This window comes from Mariniphaga anaerophila (assembly GCF_900129025.1).
Lineage (GTDB): Bacteria > Bacteroidota > Bacteroidia > Bacteroidales > Prolixibacteraceae > Mariniphaga > Mariniphaga anaerophila.
Genome location: NZ_FQUM01000016.1, coordinates 1 through 24,096, shown reverse-complemented (window position 1 = coordinate 24,096; position 24,096 = coordinate 1). Strand labels below are relative to the sequence as shown.

15 protein-coding genes are annotated in these 24,096 nt (G+C 39.9%); 1 reads left to right on the top strand and 14 read right to left on the bottom strand.

Features of this window, described 5'->3' with window-relative positions; all coding sequences use genetic code 11:
- Positions 1-435: 435 nt before the first annotated feature.
- The 8 genes from BUB08_RS18920 to BUB08_RS18885 all read right to left on the bottom strand — a co-directional run bounded on the left by BUB08_RS18920 (position 436) and on the right by BUB08_RS18885 (position 11,157).
- Positions 436-2,085, bottom strand: a complete 1,650-nt coding sequence (locus tag BUB08_RS18920) for a RagB/SusD family nutrient uptake outer membrane protein (RefSeq protein WP_073003496.1) — start codon at positions 2,083-2,085, stop codon at positions 436-438.
- Positions 2,086-2,106: 21 nt separating this feature from the next.
- Positions 2,107-5,868 (bottom strand): TonB-dependent receptor, encoded by a 3,762-nt coding sequence (locus BUB08_RS18915; protein WP_073003495.1) that lies wholly within the window; start codon positions 5,866-5,868, stop codon positions 2,107-2,109.
- Positions 5,869-6,091: 223 nt separating this feature from the next.
- Positions 6,092-7,156 carry a FecR family protein gene (locus tag BUB08_RS18910; RefSeq protein WP_073003494.1) on the bottom strand — a complete coding sequence of 355 codons (1,065 nt, stop codon included), beginning with the start codon at positions 7,154-7,156 and terminating at the stop codon, positions 6,092-6,094.
- A 130-nt stretch (positions 7,157-7,286) separates the two neighbouring features.
- Positions 7,287-7,871 (bottom strand): RNA polymerase sigma factor, encoded by a 585-nt coding sequence (locus BUB08_RS18905; RefSeq protein WP_073003493.1) that lies wholly within the window; start codon positions 7,869-7,871, stop codon positions 7,287-7,289.
- A gap of 635 nt (positions 7,872-8,506) precedes the next feature.
- Positions 8,507-9,082, bottom strand: a complete 576-nt coding sequence (locus BUB08_RS18900; RefSeq protein ID WP_073003492.1) for a Maf family nucleotide pyrophosphatase — start codon at positions 9,080-9,082, stop codon at positions 8,507-8,509.
- On the bottom strand, positions 9,082-9,612 hold the full coding sequence (locus BUB08_RS18895) for a KdsC family phosphatase (protein ID WP_073003491.1): 531 nt from the start codon (positions 9,610-9,612) through the stop codon (positions 9,082-9,084). The genes BUB08_RS18900 and BUB08_RS18895 overlap by 1 nt, the downstream gene beginning before the upstream one ends.
- A 3-nt stretch (positions 9,613-9,615) precedes the next feature.
- A complete protein-coding gene (locus tag BUB08_RS18890; RefSeq protein ID WP_073003490.1) occupies positions 9,616-10,392 on the bottom strand; it encodes a Rossmann-like and DUF2520 domain-containing protein in 777 nt (258 codons plus the stop codon).
- 57 nt (positions 10,393-10,449) lie between these two features.
- Positions 10,450-11,157, bottom strand: coding sequence for a superoxide dismutase (locus BUB08_RS18885; RefSeq protein WP_073003489.1), 708 nt, complete (start codon positions 11,155-11,157; stop codon positions 10,450-10,452).
- 180 nt (positions 11,158-11,337) lie between these two features.
- Between BUB08_RS18885 and BUB08_RS18880 the strand changes: the two genes are divergently transcribed.
- The gene (locus BUB08_RS18880) at positions 11,338-12,141 is read left to right on the top strand and encodes a glycosyltransferase family 2 protein (protein ID WP_073003488.1); all 804 of its coding nucleotides are present in this window, start codon (positions 11,338-11,340) and stop codon (positions 12,139-12,141) included.
- Between the two features lie 168 nt (positions 12,142-12,309).
- Here the strand turns inward: BUB08_RS18880 and BUB08_RS18875 are convergent, their stop codons facing one another.
- The 6 genes from BUB08_RS18875 to BUB08_RS18850 form a co-directional block, all read right to left on the bottom strand.
- Positions 12,310-16,572 (bottom strand): chondroitinase family polysaccharide lyase, encoded by a 4,263-nt coding sequence (locus BUB08_RS18875; RefSeq protein WP_073003487.1) that lies wholly within the window; start codon positions 16,570-16,572, stop codon positions 12,310-12,312.
- 349 nt (positions 16,573-16,921) lie between these two features.
- The gene (locus BUB08_RS18870; protein WP_073003486.1) at positions 16,922-18,238 is read right to left on the bottom strand and encodes a T9SS type A sorting domain-containing protein; all 1,317 of its coding nucleotides are present in this window, start codon (positions 18,236-18,238) and stop codon (positions 16,922-16,924) included.
- A 23-nt stretch (positions 18,239-18,261) separates the two neighbouring features.
- Complete coding sequence (locus BUB08_RS18865; protein ID WP_073003485.1) at positions 18,262-18,819, bottom strand: choice-of-anchor J domain-containing protein; 558 nt, start codon at positions 18,817-18,819, stop codon at positions 18,262-18,264.
- Positions 18,820-18,888: 69 nt separating this feature from the next.
- Positions 18,889-20,835 carry a heparin-sulfate lyase HepC gene (hepC, locus tag BUB08_RS18860; protein ID WP_073003484.1) on the bottom strand — a complete coding sequence of 649 codons (1,947 nt, stop codon included), beginning with the start codon at positions 20,833-20,835 and terminating at the stop codon, positions 18,889-18,891.
- A 104-nt stretch (positions 20,836-20,939) separates the two neighbouring features.
- Entirely contained in the window at positions 20,940-22,115 is a 1,176-nt protein-coding gene (locus BUB08_RS18855) for a glycoside hydrolase family 88 protein (protein WP_245820226.1), read from the bottom strand.
- Positions 22,116-22,341: 226 nt separating this feature from the next.
- A complete protein-coding gene (locus BUB08_RS18850) occupies positions 22,342-23,934 on the bottom strand; it encodes an O-antigen ligase family protein (protein WP_073003482.1) in 1,593 nt (530 codons plus the stop codon).
- Between the last annotated feature and the right edge of the window lie 162 nt (positions 23,935-24,096).

The window sequence follows — 24,096 nt, the reverse complement described above, 5'->3', positions numbered from 1 at the left end:
TGGTGACTCATGCAACCAGCACGTTAGTTATACTCCTTTGCGTGATAAAATTCCATGCTTGTTTCATCAGTGTGATTTTCAATTGTTTCTTGTTTATTCCGAGACAATATTCAATTGCTGTCTCGAACTTCTATTTGGGCGAAATCGGCTCTAAAAATGCATTACGCCCCAGACTGTTCCATGGTTAAAAAAGGCCAAATGGTTATACCAAAAATTGATATAAAAAAAGTGGCTGTATTTAAGGAAACTCTTTAAAACAGGACTCACTCGTCAGGTAAAATTAATTATAACAGCAGCTCACGATGTGTTTAACACCGTTCATGTAACCAGAAAAAAACGGGCGGGGCAAGCAGCTCCGCCCGTTAATAATTTCACCTTATATTAAGAATTGATTGTTTTAGTACTATCTACTCAGTGAATTGAATAAACTCATGTTTAATTATTCCAATTCCCGTTTGTAGATGTTTCTTCAATTGGAATTTCATACGTCATATGATCTACACTATATGTTTTTCCACTTGACCAGTGTGTGGTCGAACCAGTTCTGTCAATATTAACGTTCCAACGTTTACTATTGCTGTACTCGGTTCCATTTTCACCCCACATTTCAATACGCCACTGCAGTTTCACCATATCTAACGCTGACAAGCCAGCCATTGCCGGGTAATTATCGCAGGTTAATGTTGGTGTTCCGTCTTTTGTGCGGGCGGCCAAAAGAATATTCAACGTTTCTTTGGCTCCTGTTTCATTGCTGCTGTTTGCCTGAGCCTCTGCTTTCATTAACAGAACTTCTGATGAACGGTAATAACAGAAATCGCAATTTAGCTGATTGTTACGTTCCAACTGCTGCAACGAAATAGTTGCTGCCCATTTCAAGTTAGTGTATTTAGGAATAAGCCTGCTAATACCATCTGTCGGATAAACATAGGTTAACGTATCATCAAGAAAAACAGTTTTACGATAATCGTTTTCTGCGATTTTGTTGTATAACCTGTCATCAATCCGCATGAAATAAGAACTTAATCCACCAGAACCTTCGCCAAAGCAGTTAAAATTACTGTATTGGTATGTCTGAGCTCCGTTGCCATCAACCCATCCCAATATACATTCAGGATTTTTTTCAAGACTGGCAAAAGCATTGTTTAAAGCTTCTGCATCCTGGGTCCCTTCGGCCAAGGCACGTTTACTTGAAGTAGGAACACCATACGCACTTTCCTGGATCAATTCCGGATATTTATTTAGTATTGCATCACACGAAGAGATACAAGTTTCATTATCGCCGGTCCACAATGCGACACGTGCCAGTAAAAACTGTGCTACAGCGCAATCAATATCGTTCGTAATTTCCATCGTATAGCCGTCTGCGCCTTCGCCAATTTCTGACTCAGTAAACAGATTAACCGCTTCTTTCAGGTCTTTTTTGATGAAATCGTAGGTATCTGTTGCAGAAGCAGGAGCCAAAGGAGTGTTGATTCCATACTCGGTATAAATCGGCATTCCTTTACCGTCCTTTCCTCCGTGCAAATACGCTTTTTGGTAACGTTCCATCAACATCATATAACCATACGCTCTAACAGTCAGGCAACGAGCACGATAATCCTTCAATGTATTGTTTGCACCTACGGTTTCAGTATCCAGATATTGTAATACTTTGTTTGCATTAATGTGAGGAGTGGCAGCCAGTTTCCACCAGGTGTAATTGAATGTTCTGTCTGTCGATCTCCAGGGTTCAAAGCTGGAATCAATATTATAAAACGATTGATAATACCCGCTTGCTCCCAATTCGGATTCACCCATTACGATATCATTACCGCGCAAATTTCCGAATAAATCCTGATTCTGAAGCGGATTTAAAGCATTGCCGCTGAATCCTGAAAAATTACCGTTCAATCGAAAGCTTGCATCTAAATCTGAAGCCAAACTATTCATTACAAGCTCAATATCATCCTCATCTCCGGAAGCCAGAATTTTCAGAATTTGCTCATCTGTCAGATTATTAGGAGGTGTAACATCAAGTTTGTCGCTACAGGAAAATAAAAATCCCCCTATGATAACAATGTATATTAAATAAAAATACTTTTTCATGTTTCAAACAATTTTAAAATTTTACAAGTCCAGATTTATTCCGAAAGAAATAGTACGCATCGTTGGATAAGTGTAAGCTCCAACTTCCATACCACCGGTTAAAGACATACTGGGATCAATTCCCTTTGCAGCAGAAATCATAAACAGGTTGTCTCCTGAAGCATAAACTCTCAGGTTTCCAATACCAATTCTTGATAGTAAGCGTTTAGGAATGTTGTAGCCAAGTGTAATATTTTTCACCCTCAGGTATGATGCTGAGAATAAAGACAAATCGGTATATTTCCAAGAGCCAAAAGTAGCTCCGTCATAATTGTCTGCATCATACCACTGCATCGGGTATTTTGCATCTTTGTTTTCGGGAGTCCAGGTATTGCCAATCAAATCTTCAGCAATAGCTCCCGGGCTATACGAGAGCGAAAAACTGCTACGATACAATCCGTTTCCATACTCTACACTATAAAATTTACCACCCAATTGGTAAGCCAATACAGTAGACAAATCAAAATCTTTGTATTTCAAAGAAGTCGTAAGACCGCCAATCCATTTCGGAATAGCACTTCCTACCTCGTATTTAGACGCCTGGTTGTAATTTTTCACTTTTACATCGTCACCCGCCTTCGCTCCTGAATATGTTCCGGCAGTAACATCTTCGTCGGTTACACGATGATAATACAAAGGAAGCCCTGTTTCCTGATCTACTCCTGCGTATTTGTATATCCACAGGTTATACCAGTCTCTACCCTCACCACGCAAATAGTAGGCTCCGCTGGCTGCATTTCCAGAACCAGTTGTGCTCCAGCCTTCACCGTTTGCTTCGTATGTGTTATCAGGAAGTCCTTCTGTTTTCTCAGGAATAGAACCTGCCGGGACATCGATTAATACAGTGGTAAAATGCGTTCCGTTTAAAGAAACATTCCAAACAAAGTCCCTGTTGCGTATAATATCTGTTCCTAACTCAATTTCAATTCCCTTGTTTTGCAATGTAGCACTATTGGATTGTAACGATTCCTGACCTACTGCCATATAACTAACAGGTTGATTGTAGAAGGTATTATCAGTTACCCTGTTGTAGAAATCGAATGTTCCATACACCCTGTTAAACAAAGAAAAGTCGATACCGCAGTCGAAGGTATTTGTATTTTCCCATGTTAACGCGTCATTCACCATTCCTCCGGGACTCAATGTGTAAGATGCTGGAGTTCCTGTACCAGCCGAAGTTGTAGTATATTTTGCTCCATAACCCCATGTACGGTAACCGCTGTATCGTCCGATGGCGTTTGCATTACCGATCACACCGTAGCTGGCACGCAATTTCAAATTATCCAGCCAGTTTTTTGTGCCTTCCATAAACGGTTCGGAAGTAATACGCCAGCCTGTGCCAACAGACCAGAATGTTCCCCAGCGATCTTTCTTGAATTTTGAAGAACCATCGGCACGTACTGAAGCTGACAGGTAATATTTCTCATCAAAAATATAGTTTGCCCGGCCCAGGTAACTTTCCATACGTTCAATGTCTTCTGAATAATACGGAGTTCCCAACCCTCTTACATTTACATATTTTCCAACAAAATTCGCAACAGACATAAACCCGGGAATCAACTCATAACTAGATCCCCAACGTATTGCTTCCTCGTGCCAATCATTGTATTCATGAACAGCAATTGCATCAAAATGGTGCTTATCAACATCTTTATTGTAACCCAGTATAGACTGAGTATTGATAATCATCCTGTCGTACATATTCTTGTACATACCTCCATGATATGCCCTGCCATAATAGCTCGCAACACTACTCAAGTATTTTGTCTGATTGAAATCTTCTTTGTCCAAAGAGAAATTAAAAGTAAATTTAAAATCTTTCAGAAAACTAACTTCCATATACGACCGAGTATTTAATACATCCATTTTTTCGCGATAGGTATCTTTATCCATTGCATAAATAATGGGAGTACTTGCGTAGGTTGCTCCTGTAGTTCCTAGTGGAGAATATGTGCTGCCTTCGTATGCATTATAAATTGTGCCGTCGTCTTGTGTTCGGTAACTTCCGTCTTCGTTATAAGCATACACCGGAACAATCGGAGATGTTCCATTAATGTAACGGAAAACGTTTCCAGGATTTGAGCCGGGATTACGTCCCCAAGTGGTTGTCATCAAATCGGTAGAAGTACGAGTATAGGCAACATTTGTACCCACTTTCAACCAGTCATAGAGTTTTGCATTCAGTTTGGCTCTCCCGCTGTAACGGTCAAAGCTGGAATTTCTAATGTACGAAGGATCTTGAAGATAGCCTGCAGACAGGAAATAATCAACTTTTTCATTTCCTCCGTTGGCTGCAACATTATATTCTTTCCGGAACGCATTCTCGAGCAGTTCATTGCTATAATTATCGGAATATAACAAGCTGGCTGCAGGATTTAGTCTTCCATCCGGATTTACTAGATATGCCCCCGTCATTGTTGCGCTTGCTTTTGTTCCTGTCCCATCAGGGGTAAAAACGGCCCCCGGAACATTATATGCCATATAATTACCTAGTTTATTACGACCAAAAGCAGTTTCGGAATTAATATAATTGAACAGGTGTTGACTTGCAAATTCAGCGGCTTCTTCGTGCGAATAGTTGGGGTTATTCACATTTGTTGTCCAGTCTTGTGGTTTTCCTGTTCCGTCAACTCCGTAACGGTAAGAATTATAAATTGATCTCCATGCAAATTCATAATAATCTTTCGCATTATCAATCTTTCCGAGTTTATAGGGGCCTACTGAGTTCACACCAATACGCGAAGAAAAAGAAATTTTAGTTTTTCCCTGATCTCCTTTTTTTGTGGTAACCAATACAACTCCATTGGCTCCCCTAGAACCGTACAATGCAGTTGAGGCCGCATCTTTCAATACGGTAATGCTTGCAATATCAGAAGAATTAAGGGTTGATAACGGATTATTGGTCTGAGCAGGTACTCCATCGATAACAACCAAAGCACCGGAACTGTTGAGGTTTGCTGAACCAACCCCACGAACACGGATTCCCATATCATAACCCGGCTGTCCGTCAACGGCCGACACCTGTACCCCAGCAACAGCACCTTCGAGCATGCGTGTTACCGTAGAATTTGATTGCTTTTCAATAAGCTCAGCACTAACGGTAGAAATGGAACCTGTTAAGTCCTTCTTTTTTACTGAACCATACGCAATAGCTACAACCTCCTCAATTCCTATTGTTTCTTCAGCCATTTTCACATCAATTCTGGTCTGGTCTCCAACAACCACCTCTTCGACGCGCATTCCCACAAAAGAAAACACAAGCGTTGACCCGGCAGGAACGTTAGGCAATGTAAACTCTCCGTCTGTATTGGAAACTGTACCGCGGGTAGTACCTTTAATCACAACTGACACGCCCGGCAGAGGCAGGCCTCCTGAGTCGGAAACAAGCCCGGAAACAGCGCGCTGCTGAGCACTTTTTACCTCTTTAATTCCGGTTACTTCGGGAGTAGATAGCACGATTAACCGATCTTCAATTGAATATATTACTTCAGTTTCAGCAAAAAGTGTATTCAGAACCGTTTCTATATTTTTTTCTTTTAAGTCAACTGAAACTTTCCGGTCTACATCAACCACTTTTTCACTATAAACAAAAAAATAGAATTCACTTTGCCTTTCAATATCAGACAAGACTTCCTCTACCTTAGCATTTTCTATTTTCAAAGTAAGCTTTTTCTTTTGTGCATATGACTCTCCGGCAAAAATGCTTAAAGTAGAAACCAAAATCAATATAAGTGACAGTTTCATAACCTTTAATAGTTTAAAAAAGCATGGGAAACAGCTCTCCCGTGCCATCTTCTTTCTTAATTTTTTCATACTTTTGTAATGTTTTTAGTTAGAAAATCTCCTGTTGGATTTCGGATAACAGGAGTTTGTTTTTCACATATCACAGGGAAGTGTTGGCGCATTTCCCTGTTGTTTTTCCGCTTCAATTTTTCTCCATAGGCAAATTCATTTTGTTAGAAGTTAATTAGTCTCTTTTCCATATTATAATTTTTTGTTTGGAGTATGTTCCGTCAGGCAAGCGTTTACGAGGTACTTTTTCATATTCGATAGGAGCTGCATTCTTCAACAAATCAAGAATGTGCCAGAGAGGTTCGTCAGTAAAAGTTGCGGTATATGTATATTCTCTGGCATCGTTATCTGCCACATCAATATCTACACTGTACCATCGGCTAAGTCTGCTTGCTATTCGTGCTATACTATCTCGCTTAAATATCAATTTCCCATCCTTCCATGATATATATTTTTCTATATCACCGATAGTGCTGTTAATGTTTCCATTCTCTGTATTATATTCAACATGCTGACCGGGAACCATGGATCCTATTGGGGAGGGAGTTATCCCGGGAGCCTTTTTCTCAAGGATGACTTTGCCTTCGACTAAAGTTGTTGCGATGGTTTTTTCGTCGGGATAAGCATAAACGTTAAAAGTTGTACCAACAGCCTTTACATTGACACCTCTAGTTTTTACAACAAAAGGTTTTTGAGGATTATGTGCTATTTTAAAATAACCTTCGCCACTTAACACAACGCCTCTGGTTTCTCCTGCAAACTTTTGTGGATATTTCAGCTTGCTTCCATGATTTAAATAGACTTCTGACCCGTCGGAAAACTGGACAAATGTTTTAGAACCGGTTGGTGCAACTATTTCAAGAGAATCAACACTAAATTCCTCAAGTTGCGAAATTGTGTCAGGTTTGGATGTAATTGTATAAATGTATAATGCCAATACAGGCAATAGCAAAACAGCAGCGACTCTTGTCATCCATTTGGTGAAAAGGGCAACTGACTTCTCACTTTTATAATGTTCTTTTACATTAATTTTGTGATGTATTTGATCCAGTAACGACTCAAGTTTTCTTTCTTCCGGCAATTCTGCATCTGATTCATAATCATAATTATTCCATTGACCATATCCCATTTCTTTCGAATAGTCAGTATATGAATCGAATTTTATCCAATGAATTACATCTTTTAACTCATCCTCTGTACATTCGTCGTTCAAAAATTTTATGAGTAATTCCTCTCTCATCTCTCTAAAAAATTGCACGAGCAGTAAACATTTCTGTTTGGCACAACACTTAAACTAAGCCCCTGCTTTTTATAAATTTGAACAGTTATACGCACAAGCCTGAAAACAGGACTATAGAAAATGTAACTTTTTAGAAGAAAAGAGAAATAAATAATAGTTTTATCATCAAATCTCCTTTCAGTTTCGACTTCAGAAACGCCAAAGTAGCTACCAGATGATTTTTTACTGTATTTGAAGAGATGCCTAATTTCTCTGCTATTTCGTCATGTGTCAGTCCGTCCTCCCGGCTTAACACAAACACTTCTTTTTGCCTCGGGGTTAACTCGTCTAACAATACTTCCACCTGCCTGCTCATTTCTTTGAAGTGAATATCATCAATTATATTTTCCGCATTATTGACCTGTTGCCGACTTTTTATGTGGTCGAGATATTTTTTTTCGTTAACCCTTTTTCTTAACAGGCTGATGGTACTGTTGTATGCTATTGTAAAAAGAAAAGAATCAAATGACGTATACAAATCAATCTTCTTCCGAGACTCCCATATTTTCAAAAAAACTTCCTGAACAATTTCTTCTGTATCGTTATCCTGTTTCAAGTATCGAAAGACAAAAGCATATAACCTTTTAGAGTACTGTTTATAAATAGTATCAAAAGCGAGCATATCTCCTTTTTTCAACAGTATCAGCAAGTCAGTTTTTAGTTTTTCTCTTTTCAACAGTTTATGTATTAAACAAAAATATTTTTAACGCTCCAATCGAATAATCTATGGGACGCGTTCCGGTAGCATTTATGGTTATTAAAGCTCAATACAGCAAAGCTCTACTGCATCACAAAGTTCTAATAATCTTCCACGAAACAGATACTAAGCCTCATTTTTCGTTTCCATTCTCCAATTTCTGACATAAAAGCAACAATAAAAAAAACATCGCGCTATTAGCACGACATAAAACCTATACTGAAAAAAATGAATTAAAAATCCTTTTTTCAGTTCCACACTTTCACACCAACAAACTACTCTGATTCAATTATATTACTTCGATTCTTCCCAATAAAAACACAATCAGAGTAATATAACTTAAAAACTATTCCTCAGTATTAACAAAAATAACTCTCCTAATATAAAAAGCAGATGTTTAAAACATCCGACAATTATTTAGCTAATAAAGTATAAAAAATTTAAAAAATCAAAATAAACGAAGTGGTAATTTTCAACACACCCCTCCAACTTTATATTAAATTAAAAGAGAACAGTTTCATGTTATAGAAAAAGATGGAACAAAAATTCGTAAGACAAAACGAAATGTTTTTTCTCCAACAGAAAACAATAACTATTCAAATACAATTAATCGCCTAAAACCGGAGAATCTCTTCGTAAAGCTTCTGAATGGGGAGCCCCATAACGTTATAAAAAGACCCTTCAATATTTGTGATTCCGATAAAGCCAATCCATTCCTGAATTCCGTAGGCACCTGCCTTATCAAAGGGTTTAAAGGTGGTCACATAATATTGAATTTCACTTTCTTTCAACTCTTTAAAACGAACATTTGTTTCTGCATGAAAAGCAACTTGTTTATGAACCGACGACAAACAAACGCCCGAAATAACCTGATGCTCTTTTCCGCTCAGCTTTTGCAACATTTGTATGGCTTCCTGCTCGTTTGCCGGCTTACCCAAAACTTCACCTTCAAGGTAAACAATAGTATCGGCAGTAATCAGCAAATCATTTTCCTGAAGCTCTGGCAAAACGGGTTTCGCTTTCAGTAGGGCAAGAAACTCGGGAATTTCACATTTCGATAATCCATCCGGGAAAACTTCGTCGGCTTCTTTTATCTTCACGGAAAACTCTAGGCCCAACAAACGGAGCAGTTCCTGCCTGCGTGGCGATTTTGACGCCAGAATATAATTGTAACGGGGCAGCCAGTTCATCAGAATGCATTTTTAATTGTTGCCGTATCAATCAGCCATTTTTCCTGAGCCCGCAGAGTTTGCTCAATAACGTCGCGCACACAACCTTCGCCACCATTTTTGTGAGAAATGTATTTAGAAACACTTTTTATGTCATACACTGCATCGTGCGGACACACCGGAATTCCGACCCGAAGCATAACATGATAATCAACCAAATCGTCGCCCATAAAAAGTACATTTTCGGGGGCAACTCCGGTTTTCCGGCAAAAATCTTCAAGGCTTTCCACCTTGTCGTGTGCATTTTCGTAATAAAATTTCACGCCCAAATGCTCATGCCGCAGCCGAACCCGCTCCACAAAACCTCCGGTAATTATGGCAACCGGATATCCGGCGGCAATTGCAACCCGCATGGCAAACCCGTCTTTTACATTTGCTGTTCTTACCGGCTCTCCTTTTTCATTGAGGGGCGACGTGTCTTTCGACAATACGCCATCAACATCGAAAACAAAGGCTTTTACATTTTTGAGCTCTTCTTTAAAAAATGACATGAATTATTTATTTTGATGAAATTTAAAAATGCTTTCCGAAACTATCTCATATAAATTCCCAAACTCGGGAAACTCTCTTAACACGTTCAAGTGTTTTGCAATAACATTCTTATCAAAACGCACAGCAGGCCCGGTTTGGGCAAAAGCAGGCTCCATTGCCTGAACTTTCTGCGAGGTTTCAAGAATTAATGGGTGCAACACGTCGAACGAAATGTTTTTCGATTTCAGCAATTCGCCGGCAATTGTATAAAAATGATTTACAAAATTACAGGCAAATACCGCCGAAAGGTGCAGATACATCCGGTTTTCAGAATCCAAGACCGTGGCTTTTTCTGAAATTGCGCCTGCAACCTGAAGCAACTTCTTTTCGTTTTCGGGAGAATTGGCTTCAACAAAGACAGGGATTTCCGAAAAATTGACTTCCCTTTTTTTGGAGAAAGTCTGAAGCGGATAAATTACGCCAATGTTTTCAGAATACGCTTCAAGCGAGGAAAGCGGCATGCTTCCGGAGCAGTGAACCAGCAGTTTATTCTGAATATCCAGTTTTGGAAGGACCTCTTGAAAAGCGGAATCTTTTAACGCTACAAAGTAAATATCTGCATCTGAAATAATATCTTCAGGTGAGGTTGTGTAAGCTGTTTGGAGCCGGTCGGCAAGTGCTTTAGCGGAATCTTCAGTGCGACTGTAAACCTGTTCGATGGAAAAGCCCTTTTCCTGAAACCGGGTTGACAACCGGGTAGCCAAATTACCTGCGCCTATAAAAACAAAACGATGGTTCATTTTTTTGATTTTGAGACCTCAAAAATAATGCGCCACCGCTAATGTTCCAATTAAATCTCAGGCTTTCGCCAAATCGAACCTTTTTTTAACAACGTCCCAGTTTACAATATTCCAGAAATTGTCCACATAGTCCGCCCGTCTGTTTTGGTAGTTCAAATAATAGGCGTGTTCCCACACGTCGAGCGCCAACAACGGAGAACCTTTTTTCTCTGCAACATCCATTAACGGGTTGTCCTGGTTCGGCGTTGAAGTGACAAACAGTTTTCCGTCAGTACCGGCCGCAAGCCACGCCCATCCACTTCCGAAGCGCGTTTTTGCAGCTTTTCCAAACTCTTCCTGAAATGCCTCAACCGAACCAAAATCATTTTCTATAGCCTGTTTCAGCTCCGCCGAAATTTCAGTTTTCGAAGGAGTCATATTTTCCCAAAACAACGAGTGATTGTAAAAACCTCCTCCGTTATTTCTGACTGCTCCGGGTTGCTGACTAATTTTCGCAAAAATATCTTCCATCGGGGTGTTAAGCAACTCTGTGCCTTCTGCGGCTTTCATAAATTTATTAAAATATCCCTGATGATGTTTTGTGTAATGCAGCTCCATGGTTTGTGCATCAATATAAGGTTCCAATGCGTTAAAATCATAACCTAATTCGGGGAACTTGTGTCCTTCAAAACTTTTTGTTTCTGACGCACAAGAAGTGAAGCTTCCGATAAAAGGCGAAGCAACAGCAACGGCACCAATGGCGGCAATAAATTTTCTCCTTTCCATACTTTTTTGTCTTTTTTCTTTTAACCCAGAACAATATTAGCACTAAAAAGTTCGTATTTTTTTGTCTTCTCGTTGCAAAAAAACATGCGCCCTACTCGCTCTAAAAAATGTGCAATTATTTTTACTAAATGAGAAGCAGTTGCTGAATCTGATTATTTTTACCGAAAGATTCTGTAAATTATGAAAACGTCACTTATCATTGTAACATACAACCGCCCCGGAGCCCTTTCTTTAATTTTGAAAAGCATCGAAAGACAAACGGTGTTGCCGACAGAAGTAATTATTGCGGATGATGGTTCAACGGATGACACATTGCAAATTATTAACACATTTCAAAAAAAATTTCCGGTGCCTCTTCTCCATGTTTGGCACGAAGACAAAGGATTCAGAGCTGCGGCCATTCGGAACTCGGCCATAAAATCGAGTTCGGGCGACTACCTTATTTTTTCTGATGGCGACCTGTTCTTCCACAAAAATTTTATTCGGGATTTTAAAACCCATGCCAGAAAAAACGAAGCGCTCATTGGCTCCCGGGTTTTTCTAAAAAAAACAGCAACAGATTCAAGAATAGCAAATCAGCGCGCGAATGCTGTATTTCCGCTATTGTCAGAAGAAATTGAAACGAACCGTTTAAATTCGCTTCGATTCCCCCTTATAAATAAATTTTTAAAACCGTTAAAATATTCATCGCGACTGCGAGGAGGATTGCTTGGCGTTTGGAAGAAAGACATTCTGGCGGTAAATGGCTGGAACGAGGATTTTCAGGGTTGGGGAATGGAAGACACTGAACTGGTGGCCAGACTATTTAACCAGGGACTCATTTTCAAAAAAATAAAATTTCAGGCCATTACCTATCACCTTTGGCATAAAATTGAAAGCAGAGAAAAGGTTTCAACAAACCAGCTTCTATTGGAAAAAACAGTAACCGAAAAGCTGAAATGGTGCAGTTACGGATTAAAAAAAGAACCTGCCCATCTTTCCTAAAAACAAACAGAATCTTCCGCAAATCGTCCCTGTCACTGGAGAGGAAAAAATCAGGTTCCTAACACAACTGTACATTTTCAATTATGTTATGAACCTTCCCTTTCTTTCCAAACGATGGTTAGTTAACCCAACGCCGAATTTCAAACATTAAAAACGAAAAACAACCAATTACTGAATAATTAGTTTTTTAGTTGCCGAGTACGCATTGTCCGTAAGACGAATAAAGTAAACACCGGATTTAAACTGATGCACAAAACGATGTGTTCCGGCTGGCAGTTGGTTGTAAGACGATACAACTTTTCCACAACTGCTTACAATTTCCATTTTTTCTGCAGGTTTTGATATTTCCAGTGTAAATACTCCATTGCTGGGATTGGGATACAATTCCACCCGAAAATCGTCTAAAAGACGCTGTATTGCAGTGGCATTTTCTGCGTGAATTTCCAAGTCGATGCTCTCCCCGTTGTAGCATTTAAATAAAAACGCCGACTGATTTTTTATTTCATCATAGCCGGCAAATATCGCCGAAGGATGTTCTTCTGCAATAGTCCATTTGCCACTTAAAATTACCTCAACCGGTTGTTCCTGTGGTTTCAGCCACCGATTGCCGTCGTTAACACTCCAACACTGATACAGGCTTTCATCTTTATCCAGCCACCCCAAATCGGGATGTGCAACACTTATGTTCAACGTGTTATTATCAACCTGATGCGTCATAATCAGACAATCGTCAGACGTGCTGTAAATATGCTTCTTGTCGATTATTTCATTGCCTTTAAAAATGGCAAAACCAGTCATTTTCTTTTGATGATGCGTTACAATGTGCGCCACGTCATCTTTCTGATCCACAGAATAATATTCTGACGGATTGGTTGCAAGTTCCTTAATTCTGCCGTCCGGAGCCTGAACCCACAACAGATATTCATAGCCGGCGCCATCAGGTTTTCCGTGATTGATCCACGCTTTAACAAAATTACCTTCGGTATCATTCTTATCCCGATTGTCGCGCGATGTTTGTAAAGAGCGGGTCACATTCAGATTGGCTCCGTTTTTTACAAAATAGGCGTTGCCGGTAACATCAGTCAGATACACCGGATTACTTTCGGGTTGAACATAATTGAGGCCAGTGCCTGTGCTTTCGTTCCCATTTATTGCAGAAGGCGTTGAAGTATCCTCCAGGTAGTTTTGGAACAAGGTTGTATGCACCTCGTAATCCGGATGAATGGATTGGATGTCAGACCCCAGGCAAACAACCTGGTCATCAAAAAAAAAGTAAGACTTGTTGGCATTCAGTTTATAATCACGCTTTACCCAGCCGGTTTCTCTCACATCTACATACTTGAGGGCAAAAACTCCATTCTGCTTATTTAATGACACCCCGCCTACAAAAGATTCAGGCGAAAATTTCGCCCAAATATACGATTTGTCATGATCGGTCCAGTTTGGAAGATTGAACGTGGTTGTTCCAGCCACATGATTCCAGTCATACCCAGCTTCGGACCAACCACTTGCTTCGGCTGTAACAATATCAGACTCAGATTCACGGGTTGCAAAAACCTCAAGAGCACCTGCAGACTGATTGCGGCCAAACCAATTCTGCTCACCATTGTTTTCGTAATCCCAAACATATTTACTAAAGCCTTTCACACTAACCATCCAGTTGTTTCGCCGATGAATTTGCAAGTTTCCATACGGAAAAGTTCTGTTCCCTTCCGGGGAATTTTCAGCTTCAGTAGCAGCATACAATTCAACAACTTTCTGTAAACCGCCTATTCCTCCTCTAAACTGAATGTCTGAACGTACATCGGGAGCAAGGGTATTAATCAAAAAACTCTGAGGAGCCGCCATTAAGCGATTGAAAGCTCCTTTTAATTCCACTGTTTTTTCGCTGTTGATATCCGACTCAGCCAGGTAAGCAAATGCAGGAGTGTGCAACAACAAATTGCCCTGATTAGCAGGAAAGCGCCCGCAAATTCCAACGGGATTATCATATGTATTGCAATAAAAACGATACGCTAACATTGCTTCACTCAGGTTATTTAGGGCACTTAAGCTAAAAGCATAGGGTGTATCTTTTGTAATCATGCTCATTTGCGACGATACGTGGAGCGCTTCTGTAACGTAGGCACTTCCCCAGATTCCATGATGATGATAGCCGGTAAAATCAGGCTTTATATAGCCACCCCAGCCGTACGATATTTCGCAGGACTCATTGTAAATATCAGACAGGAACAACATTTTTGAATTTCGATCCAGCTGATGGTCTGGCAAGGTTAAAATGGTCATTAAATGATTGTTGTAAAAGGTTCTGACATAATCAGCTTGTTTGAGAGCCGACTTTTGTTCGTACGACCATGGCTGAGGCGCTATTTCTAACAATTCCCAACGCGTCCACCATTGCATATTCTCACTAACCTGCTCCAGAAGTCCGGCTTTATCAAGCTCTTGTTTCATCAGCATTGATGCATAAAAATAGCCGGTTAAGCCAAGATAAACACCGCCGCCTTTAAAATTGCTGTTGCATCCTTCTGCAAAGCCGCGGGCGTTGAGGTAGCGGAACAAGTCCATCAATTGTCGTTCTGTGTCCGGATTTTTATAATACGCATTTGTAAGATTAACCGAACCGGGTGTATTGTATAACAATGCCAAAGGGAACAGGGTTTCGCGAATCAATTCCCTGATGTGTTTTATATCGTCGCTGCTATTTACCAAATCGTAAACATTCCCGGGATTGTTAACATCGTACAAATAGAGATTTCCCAAAGCCTTTTCGCCGGCAGCAACAATAGCTCGGTAACGCGCCTGAATCAAACTATTTTCATAATCGACTTCATTATCTCCCACACACCAATAACGATAGCGTTGCAGCATCTTTTCAAAATTATTGAAGGTGCTAAATACATAATGGGAAACCTGCGTTTTCACATCGTTTTCGCCTTCAATAAAATATGAAATGCGGTATATTGATGCTTCAGACAAATTATTAATGCTTAATTCAATATCTTTTCCGGCATCTGGATAATTACACCTTTTCCCGTCAGGCGAGTTTTTGATTTGGTTGGAAGTAGTGTACGCAGGCTCCTGCCCCGAATAAGATTCGATAGTGTACCAAACTGTACCCACCATTGAAGCATTAAGTGCTAATTTCACCGAAGTAACATTCTTCTCCAGGCTCACTAAATGGTTAATTTGAGCCGTTGTTGAAAACACGCTGGAATTAAAACGGGATGAAGTATTGCCTGCTTCATCAACCGCAATGTAGTAAATGGTGTAATCTGTATTTGTACTGAGATTTCCCTCGGAATAGTTTATACTTTGATTGGGCGTGCGACAAGGCACCTGAAATGCTATTTGTTCAGTTGTTGGGTTACGAATTTCTTCTATTTCGGGCGCTGACAGAGAAGTTTCCTGAATAATGCCATATAACGTGCCTGCTTCGTTTAACGAAAAAGAAAAAGTGACACCGGTAGTTGAATTATTGATTATATTAAAACTCATAAATTCAGGGGCATTAACATCAGTGGCTTCCCATATCTGAATCCGACTGTTGCTGTAATCGGCAATGTAAATGTTGTCATTGCTGTCAATGTCAATACCAACAGGAGCCTTGAAACCGTCGTTACTTTCAGTTGCTCCGGCAAAACCAATTCTGTCAACAAACAGCCCCATCCTGTTAAACCGATACAATCCCTGGTACAAGCCATGTGAATCATTATCGCCGTTGCTGGTTACAATCATTGAGCCTTGCGATGAAAAAGCACAATCCTCATTTCTGACGAGAACTGTTGCGCCGTCTTCTTTTTTAATCAGTTGACTTACATTTGCCTGTTCATTAGTAAAAGAAGATACTTTAATGATGCCTGTATTTCGATCCACTATGTACAGCTGACTATCAAAAGTAAACCGAACTTTTTTAGGATTTCTGAAGCGATCGGTTGAAAGAGTAGTAATATTTTGTTCGAGAATCGATTCATTATAAATAGCCAACCCGACTTCACTTCCTGAATAACAAATATACAGTTTGCCATCGGGGCCAACGGTAACTCCTTCCGGAGCTTTAGTACCAAGCTCTAACTCTTCGAGGTACGTTAAATCAGCAGAGAATTTTGCAATGCGAAAGTTGCCTTTGTCGGCTATGTAAATATTGCCCTCACTGTCAGTATCAATATCTGTTGGCGTATCTAATAATGTGGCGCTGCGCCCCGGTGTATCAGCAACTCCTACCTCAGCTATCACAGAGGCGTCCTCGATATTTATTTGTAGCACCTGGTGAGTAAGAGGATGAGTAACAAACAGAGTTCCGTTAGCGTCAAGCTTAATACGACCGGGTTTAGAACTTTGGGGTAAAGTTGATTTGTAATTATACTCCTGCCCGAATAATAATATCCGGCAAATCAGAACCAGGAATAAGAATATAGAAATCCGTTTCATCGGTATAATTTTTTTGATTTATGAATGTTCAAAAAATTTGAAGACATTCAGGAACTCACATAAATTTTAATCATTCCCTTTTGTGAATTTTGAATGAAGAAAATTCATGTTTGTTTCATACGCTCTACTTTTAACGAGAAAGAGGCACCCCAAAAAGCGTTAGTCAAAACAGAAGAACTTACAAATTACAAGTAACAACATAGTCGCCTCTTACATCAACCACAGAAGCCTTTAAACCTCCCATTTTACAGGAAGGTTTAAAGGGATTCGCAGGTTACGGGCTACAAATTGAAAGTACTAGTTCAACGCCAGTTCTCTTTTTGGCAACCTCTTTATCTCGTTAGGACTATTACTGTTTGACAAATTTGGAAGTAGTCACTTCATTACCTTGCGTTACCGTAATAATGTACTGACCATTTGTTAAGGCTGAAACATCTATTTGCATTGGCTCGCCAGCAGTTTTTTTCACCAGCTGCCCGGTAAGGTTATAAATATCAATTTTACAATGTCCTACCGTAGTAATGTTCAGAACATCTTTAACCGGATTCGGATATATATTTAACGTTGCAGATTTGTGTTGGTCAATGCCTGTAGTTGTGCCCTCTTCAACCGTAAAGTTGTTAACGCGAATTTCGTTTTGAGAGTCTCCTGCTTCTCCAAAAGGTGCATATTGAATAGCAAAGTGAGCAACAGCGGCTTCAAGTTCTATTGTTTTGCTATAACTATACATTGATGACACTCCCAACCCAAATTCGTGTGCTTCAGGAATAATGTTCTCATCAACTTGTACCCAGGTAGCACTTTCGAAGTCGCCATCATAATCAACGGAATAATACAACGATATGTTTGACGATTGGGCATTGTTCCACCCCGCATTGAAAGAGATAACTTTGGGGCTGCTGCTGGCGCAACTAATGGCAGGAGAAATTAGCCAGCCGTTGTTCTCTTTTTTACTGTCGGTAATACTAACAGTAGAAGATCTGTTCCATTTCCAAACTCTCCCGATTGTTCCTCTGTCTTCAACAGTCCAGTCTTCCAAATCAGAAGCCCAAGCAGCAACATAAGGTAATTCCCACTTGTCGACACTAGCCGAGGTTGTTACTGCAAAATTTCTTATGCGAATACGATTTTTATTGTTGTCTACTTCATCAAAACCGGTTTCAGAGTGGTATTTAAAAGCAATGCGAACCGAAGCAGAAGAACTGCTAATCTGCTTTGTATATTCACGGTAACCGGCTCCACCGTCCCATCCAACCGGCAAACCGTTTGTAATATCCTCGCCAATCAGTTGCCAGGTTGCTGTAGAAACATCACCGGTCCAGTCTTCTGCAAAATATACATCGAGAATTCCGGCGGGAGTCGGATTATCGGCCTGTGCCCTGTCGAAAGTCAGCGAATAAGCTGAACCGTCTGAGAAATCGAATTCAGGAGAGACAATCCACTCTTCACTTCTGGCATTTAACTCATTATCTACCTGTAGTCCGTCGGTTGAGCCCCTGTGATCCCACGTTTTTGAGTCTTCTTTGTCGTTAATTACTGTCCACCCGTCAAATGAGTCGTTCCAATTTGTGGAATAAACGGTTGTTTGTGCTTTGGTTACAAATGTGGCTGCCAGCGTTAATAATAGCAGCAATGCTGATTTTGTAATGTTTGTAGTTGTAGTCATTGTATGTTTAATTTTAGTTATAATTATTTACCAGCCACTTTAAAGCGCCTGATACGAATTTCATTTTGAACATCTTCAGGAGAATTGTTAGAATGGTACCTGATGGCGAAATGAATTTCCTTTCCGCTAACTTTTACATTTTTACTGTATCGCAGGTAGTCATCAGACTTAAATCCGTAAGGATGGCTGTCAGGAATAATATTATCTTCCACCAAAATCCATTCAGCCGTATCGAAATTACCATCATAATTTAAAGCGCAATAAAGCCCGATATTTGATGATTGAGCTTTGTTCCAACCGGCATTGAAGGTTACTTTAAGAGATTTCTTACCTGAACAATTAATGGCCGGAGATATTAACCAGTCGTCATTTTCTTTTTTACTATCTGTAATTGTGACGGTTTCGCTGGCTTTCCATCTCCAGGTTTTCGATTGATATTTTACATCCACCACCTGCCAGTCTTCAAAATCCGTTTCCCATCCAGCTTTGTAGGGCACGTTTTGCGGTTTTTGGGCAAAAATACTAGTCGACATAGCCATAATACATACGGCTAAAACGAGTTTTGTTATTTGGTTCTTCATATTGATTAAAAATTAATAGATAATGTCTGAGTTGAATTAACTGAGTATTGTGGTTCGAAGCTTATTCTTTTAAATATCTAATAGATGTTTTTTGCCGTTAACGACCAATTCAACCTGCTCTTTATTGTCTTTTGAAGTAATAAAGGCAGCTTTTATTTCAGGAGCTTTTTGCCCGTCAAACGGACAGATTACGGTAATGAACTTTACTGTTTTTCCGTCCGGTTTCGGTTGCCTGAAAGCCACAGCCGGCCGTTCAATTTCCTTCCGGTACGAATAGGAAACTTTACCCTCTTCTTCAATCAGTTCCATTGTTTTTGGCCCGAAGCACCGGATGATTACATTGTTTCCATCATCAAATGTTGTGGCAATGCTTTTTGCTTTGGCATTTACATTTGCATTTCCTTCTATTAATTGGTAGTGCAAATCAACTTGCCCGGTACCTTTTCCGATGGCTTTATCAACAAGTACAAAAAATGATTGGTCGACAAAAAATACGTTTCTCTCATGGTCCAGATTATCATAGCTGGGATTGCTGTACTTCAGTTCATCCAAATCAGGAGATACCGACCAGCGAATTTGATGTGCATCAACATTTATGTTTTCATTATTCAGCGTTAATGTCTGATGTACTTTCGTTTGACGATACCAGTTCCGAAGCTTCATAATCTCGTCGTCGCCACTATATACATAACAGCCGGCATCGGGCATAAAATTCCGGCCTTTAACCCACAGCTCAAAAGTTCCATTGTCGGGCTGGCTGTGCCAAAATGCCGGCGGAGAAGCCTTTAATATCAGTACGGTCGCATCTTTTTTCCACCCGTTTCGAAAAGTATAAATTCCGCTGTTAGTAAGCCCTTTGGAAAGATGGCCAGGCGCATTCCCGTTTTTTCCTTTGGTTGCGAAATAACGGATAACCTCATTATCAGGAAAAACTTTCAGCCAACTCTGATAATTTTTTTGCATGCTACCATCTGAAACTCTTTTAGCATCGCTAAACATCGGGTAGGTATAATCGGGGAAAGATGCGTTGGCAATTGCGATTATCATATTCTCGATACAGGCTGAGTAGCTTTTGGGAAACTCGTCTTCCATATTGCACAACTGAGCCATATACAGCGCCTTTAAAAAAATGTTGATGGCGGCAATGTGGTAATTCAGCGAAAGCTCGTATTGCATGCCATCGGCGTAAACCTGCTTTTCAATTTCGGTATTCAGAATGTCAATTCCCTCTTTACGCCAGGTACCGGCGTTAATGAATTCAGGGAAAAAGCCACCGGCGTAAATCAACCGTTGAGCTTCAAATAAAAGATGGTTGCCCCTTTCTGAATAATTTTGGCGAATGCATTCAGCATGCACGTAATAATTAACCAGGAACTCCACTAAAAAGTCAGCCGTAAAATTAGGAGAATCGATAAAGTAGTTAAACAGATTTGTCTGATCCTGCACTCTTCGTGCTGTTTCCAGAGGCCTCCAGGCAAAACGGTCGTTTTCTTTAGATAGCCCGCGCGGATTATCTTTAATCCAGTCACGCATTTGCCAGACCCATTCTTTAGCATATTTTTCGTCGCCGGTTGACCAGTAGGCCTCTCCCATCGGAATCCACCAGTACATTCGGTTCAACTGCCAGCGTATTTCGTTGTCTTTCACCGGCCAGTATTGCCAGTTAATAGTATCGCCAAAATCAAAATAACCATACCCTTTATGAACAAAGAAATGGTGTTTAAGTCCGTTATTGGCTTTTTCAAGGGTCGATTCATCAAGACGTTTACCCTTCATTTTTTGCTTATCCTCACGATTTACATCCGGATGTTTGATTGAAGTTCGCTGCCGATAATAATCGAGCAGTGCTTCCTGTGCTTTTGTATAATCTTTATTTTCGACGTGCTGTTTTACTTTTTCAAAACCAGGAAAATCGAGATTAAGTATCTCATATACTTTTGGAGTATCACCGGCAAAAACCGGATTTAAAAAAGCAGTTGCGACCAGAAGTGCAGTTAACAGAATACCTGTTTTCATCTGTTTTAATTTTTAAGTTTTTTATGGCAACAGACGGAATTCGCATGAGATTTTAATCATCTCGTTTGGTGTGTAAATTCCATTCTCATGCTCATTTTTTTCGTTTAGATTTTTTTCAGGTTTTTATAACGAAGAAGTGATTCGATGTAATAATAGTCTGCGTAATTAATAGGTGTGTCTATTTCCGAATTATTCGGCAATGCGCCCACACTGTGTTTTAATAGGAAAAATTCATTTTCCCCCGGGTTAGCTAAATATTCAGGCGATGACAAACTCATTAATACCGACTCTGCATAGTCGAAATAGGGCTGGCCGTTTTTGGTGAATTCAGACAATTCCAGAAGAGCGCTTGCTGTAATAGCAGCAGCAGAAGCATCTCTGGGGGCGTTCGGAATATCCGGTGCGTTATAATCCCAGTATGGAATTTTATCATCTGGCATGGTTTCGAGGCTCATTATCAGCTTAGCAATATTCTCTGCCATTTGCAGGTAAGCAGGGTCTTTGGTGAAACGGTACATCATTGTGTACCCGTACAAACCCCATGCCTGGCCTCTTGCCCACGAAGATTCATCTGAATATCCCTGGTGCGTTCCTTTTTCTATGGGTTTGCCGCTTAAGGTGTCGTAGCTAACAACATGGTACGAACTAAAATCATCTCTAAAATGATTGGCAAGCGTAGTATTAGCATGGTTAACAGCTATCTCTGAATAGACTTTATCGTGGGTCGCTTCTGCAGTCCACATCAGGTACTCCAAATTCATCATGTTATCTACAATAACCGGGAATTGCCATTCACCAAAATCCCATGAGCGAATGCTTTGCACATTGGAATTGTACCGTGAAATAAGTGAGCGGGCACCCGTCTTAAGTACATTTTTGTAAGATTCATTTTTAGTTAAACGATATGCGTTGCCGTATGAGCAATACAGCATAAACCCAAGATCGTGAGTATGGGTCCAATATTTAATAGAATCCAAAACTTCAGTGTACTTAACGGCCTGCTCTTTTAACGAAGCATTTCCGGTTAATTCATAGGCGTACCATAAAGAACCGGGAAAGAAACCAACAGTCCAGTCTTTTAGGTGACACAAGCGAACGGTACCATCTGGATAAATCGACCGTGGATTATTTTCGGGAGTATAATGCTCCGATGCTAATGACAGTTGTCTGTCGACAGTTTTCGAAGCATTGTCAAACCAGTTTTCATCTGTTTGTTGACATGAAATTATGAAAAAGGCGAAAAGGAATAAAGTGCAATTGCGAATAGTACTCATCTTCATTTGTGATATCAGTTAATTCTTAGAAATAGGATACAGAACAAATGTATCGCCTCAACAAATGAATGTGTTTTGGTTTTCTGCATATTACTTACAGAATTGGAGCAAACACTTTAAGTTATGTTGAAAAAAATTATGAAATTGTTGAAAGCACAAATGCAGCCAGAAAGGGCAGTATTCTTAATCAATAGAATACCAGCCATATAGTTGTATTTAGCTGTAATTGGAATTAAAGAATAGATTTCTTCATTTCGCTGGTGGAATTCCACAAGAATAGACTGTAGAAAAACACAAAAAATGACAATCCCATGTGTGATTCAAGGTTGGCATCGCCAAGGTTGGCAAACGCGTAAGCAATCAGAAACAAAATAAATGTAAAATTAGTGCGATGTCCTAATCGAAAAACCGGGTACAGAATTGCGAAAATAATCCACAAAAAACCAATAAGGCCAAACTTAACCAGGTAATTCAGATACTGATTGTGGGAAGGACCACGCTTCTCGGGCAAAAGCTTCGTTTCCATCCGGTCATAAACCTCATTATACTCTTTCACCCAATTTCCCGTTCCAATCCCGAAAAGCGGGTTTTCTTTAATTAGAACCACCGACGCCTTTACAAATTCGATACGCTGAGCTAATGTTTTTTCGTTGGGATCGCCTGTGCGGGTGTAGTAATCCAACTCCCAAACAGTTTCATAAATCCGTGGGTAAATAGAAAACGAATAGTTTTTAAACTTGTAATTGGTAACCCCTTCAAGCACAAGCTGAATATCATTTTCGGTCAGCTTACTCATGCCTACACTGTCTTTCCGGTATCCTAAACTAGTTAAATATCGAATAAGCGTTGCGCCAAGCATGTATCCATTCAAATCGTCGTCGTATTTTATTTCACTGCGCTTGTTCCACTCCTGCCGAAGTTCTTTCTCACAAACATACACATTAACAAGATGTCCATTTTCCCGTGTGCCATCTTCAAAATTATGACTGTAGGTGTTTCCAGAAGGGGTGTATTTTTCCACCTCGCTTGCGTCGATATTCTCAAAGTTGTAAAAACCCTTCACCACATTAGCAACAAAAACCGAAGGAATTAGAATAACCAGCAACACAAGGGCAATCAACAACAACTTCAGCTTTCTACGCTTGGTGTAAAAAACCATAAAAACAAGAAAAACCAACAATGTTCCGATGAATGCGAGAATCCCCAACAACGACTTCAAAAAGAAAAGAAAAAAGCCTAACCACAAAAACACCCCAACAAAAACTAATGGATGGATCTTAATTGGAATCTTACGGCTATTAAGGGCAAACCACGAAACCAAAATAAGCGATAGTATAACCTGAAACGAAAATCTGATGTGTGAAACCATACTATTTGAGCGAAAATCGCCAATTTGCAAATAGTCATTTAATACAACTTTCCCTACAGAAAACAAACTGGCAACTGTAACCGAAATTACGAATATCAATAAAACCAAATAAACTCTCTTATCCGAAAGCCGGGGAGACAAATAAAAGGCAAGTGGTATAATTAGCCAAAAGGCAACTTTTTTCAGTTCGTATAATGCGAAAGAAAAATCCAGTGTGAAAATTGTACCGATTAAATAAACTCCAAATATCGAAATTGGATACAGTATAATACTTCGGTACTGTAGCTCTTTATTTCTATTCTTACTCAATTGGAAAGCCAGAGACTGAAACAAGAGCAATCCGGCGGAAATACTAACCAATGCTTCGGAAAAAGGAAAAACTGAAGCCGCAACTATCAGAGATACGAAAAACACGTTCTCTCTCCATTTATTGTGCAACACAGTTTTTTGCTCCATATTTTACCGGGTTAGTTCAAGAAATGAACGAAAAAAAACAAGAATAATTATCTGATGGAAAATATTAAACAATAAAAAAGCCCATGCTCAAAGAACATGGGCTTTGGATAAATCCGGCAGCGGCCTACTCTCCCACTTTTACGCAGTACCATCGGCGCTGGC

Coding starts and splice junctions, on each gene's coding strand:
- BUB08_RS18920 (WP_073003496.1), bottom strand. CDS start 2,085: ATGAAAAAGTATTTTTATTTAATATACATTGTTATCATAGGGGGATTT.
- BUB08_RS18915 (WP_073003495.1), bottom strand. CDS start 5,868: ATGAAACTGTCACTTATATTGATTTTGGTTTCTACTTTAAGCATTTTT.
- BUB08_RS18910 (WP_073003494.1), bottom strand. CDS start 7,156: ATGAGAGAGGAATTACTCATAAAATTTTTGAACGACGAATGTACAGAG.
- BUB08_RS18900 (WP_073003492.1), bottom strand. CDS start 9,082: ATGAACTGGCTGCCCCGTTACAATTATATTCTGGCGTCAAAATCGCCA.
- BUB08_RS18895 (WP_073003491.1), bottom strand. CDS start 9,612: ATGTCATTTTTTAAAGAAGAGCTCAAAAATGTAAAAGCCTTTGTTTTC.
- BUB08_RS18890 (WP_073003490.1), bottom strand. CDS start 10,392: ATGAACCATCGTTTTGTTTTTATAGGCGCAGGTAATTTGGCTACCCGG.
- BUB08_RS18885 (WP_073003489.1), bottom strand. CDS start 11,157: ATGGAAAGGAGAAAATTTATTGCCGCCATTGGTGCCGTTGCTGTTGCT.
- BUB08_RS18880 (WP_073003488.1), top strand. CDS start 11,338: ATGAAAACGTCACTTATCATTGTAACATACAACCGCCCCGGAGCCCTT.
- BUB08_RS18875 (WP_073003487.1), bottom strand. CDS start 16,572: ATGAAACGGATTTCTATATTCTTATTCCTGGTTCTGATTTGCCGGATA.
- BUB08_RS18870 (WP_073003486.1), bottom strand. CDS start 18,238: ATGACTACAACTACAAACATTACAAAATCAGCATTGCTGCTATTATTA.
- BUB08_RS18865 (WP_073003485.1), bottom strand. CDS start 18,819: ATGAAGAACCAAATAACAAAACTCGTTTTAGCCGTATGTATTATGGCT.
- hepC (WP_073003484.1), bottom strand. CDS start 20,835: ATGAAAACAGGTATTCTGTTAACTGCACTTCTGGTCGCAACTGCTTTT.
- BUB08_RS18855 (WP_245820226.1), bottom strand. CDS start 22,115: ATGAAGATGAGTACTATTCGCAATTGCACTTTATTCCTTTTCGCCTTT.
- BUB08_RS18850 (WP_073003482.1), bottom strand. CDS start 23,934: ATGGAGCAAAAAACTGTGTTGCACAATAAATGGAGAGAGAACGTGTTT.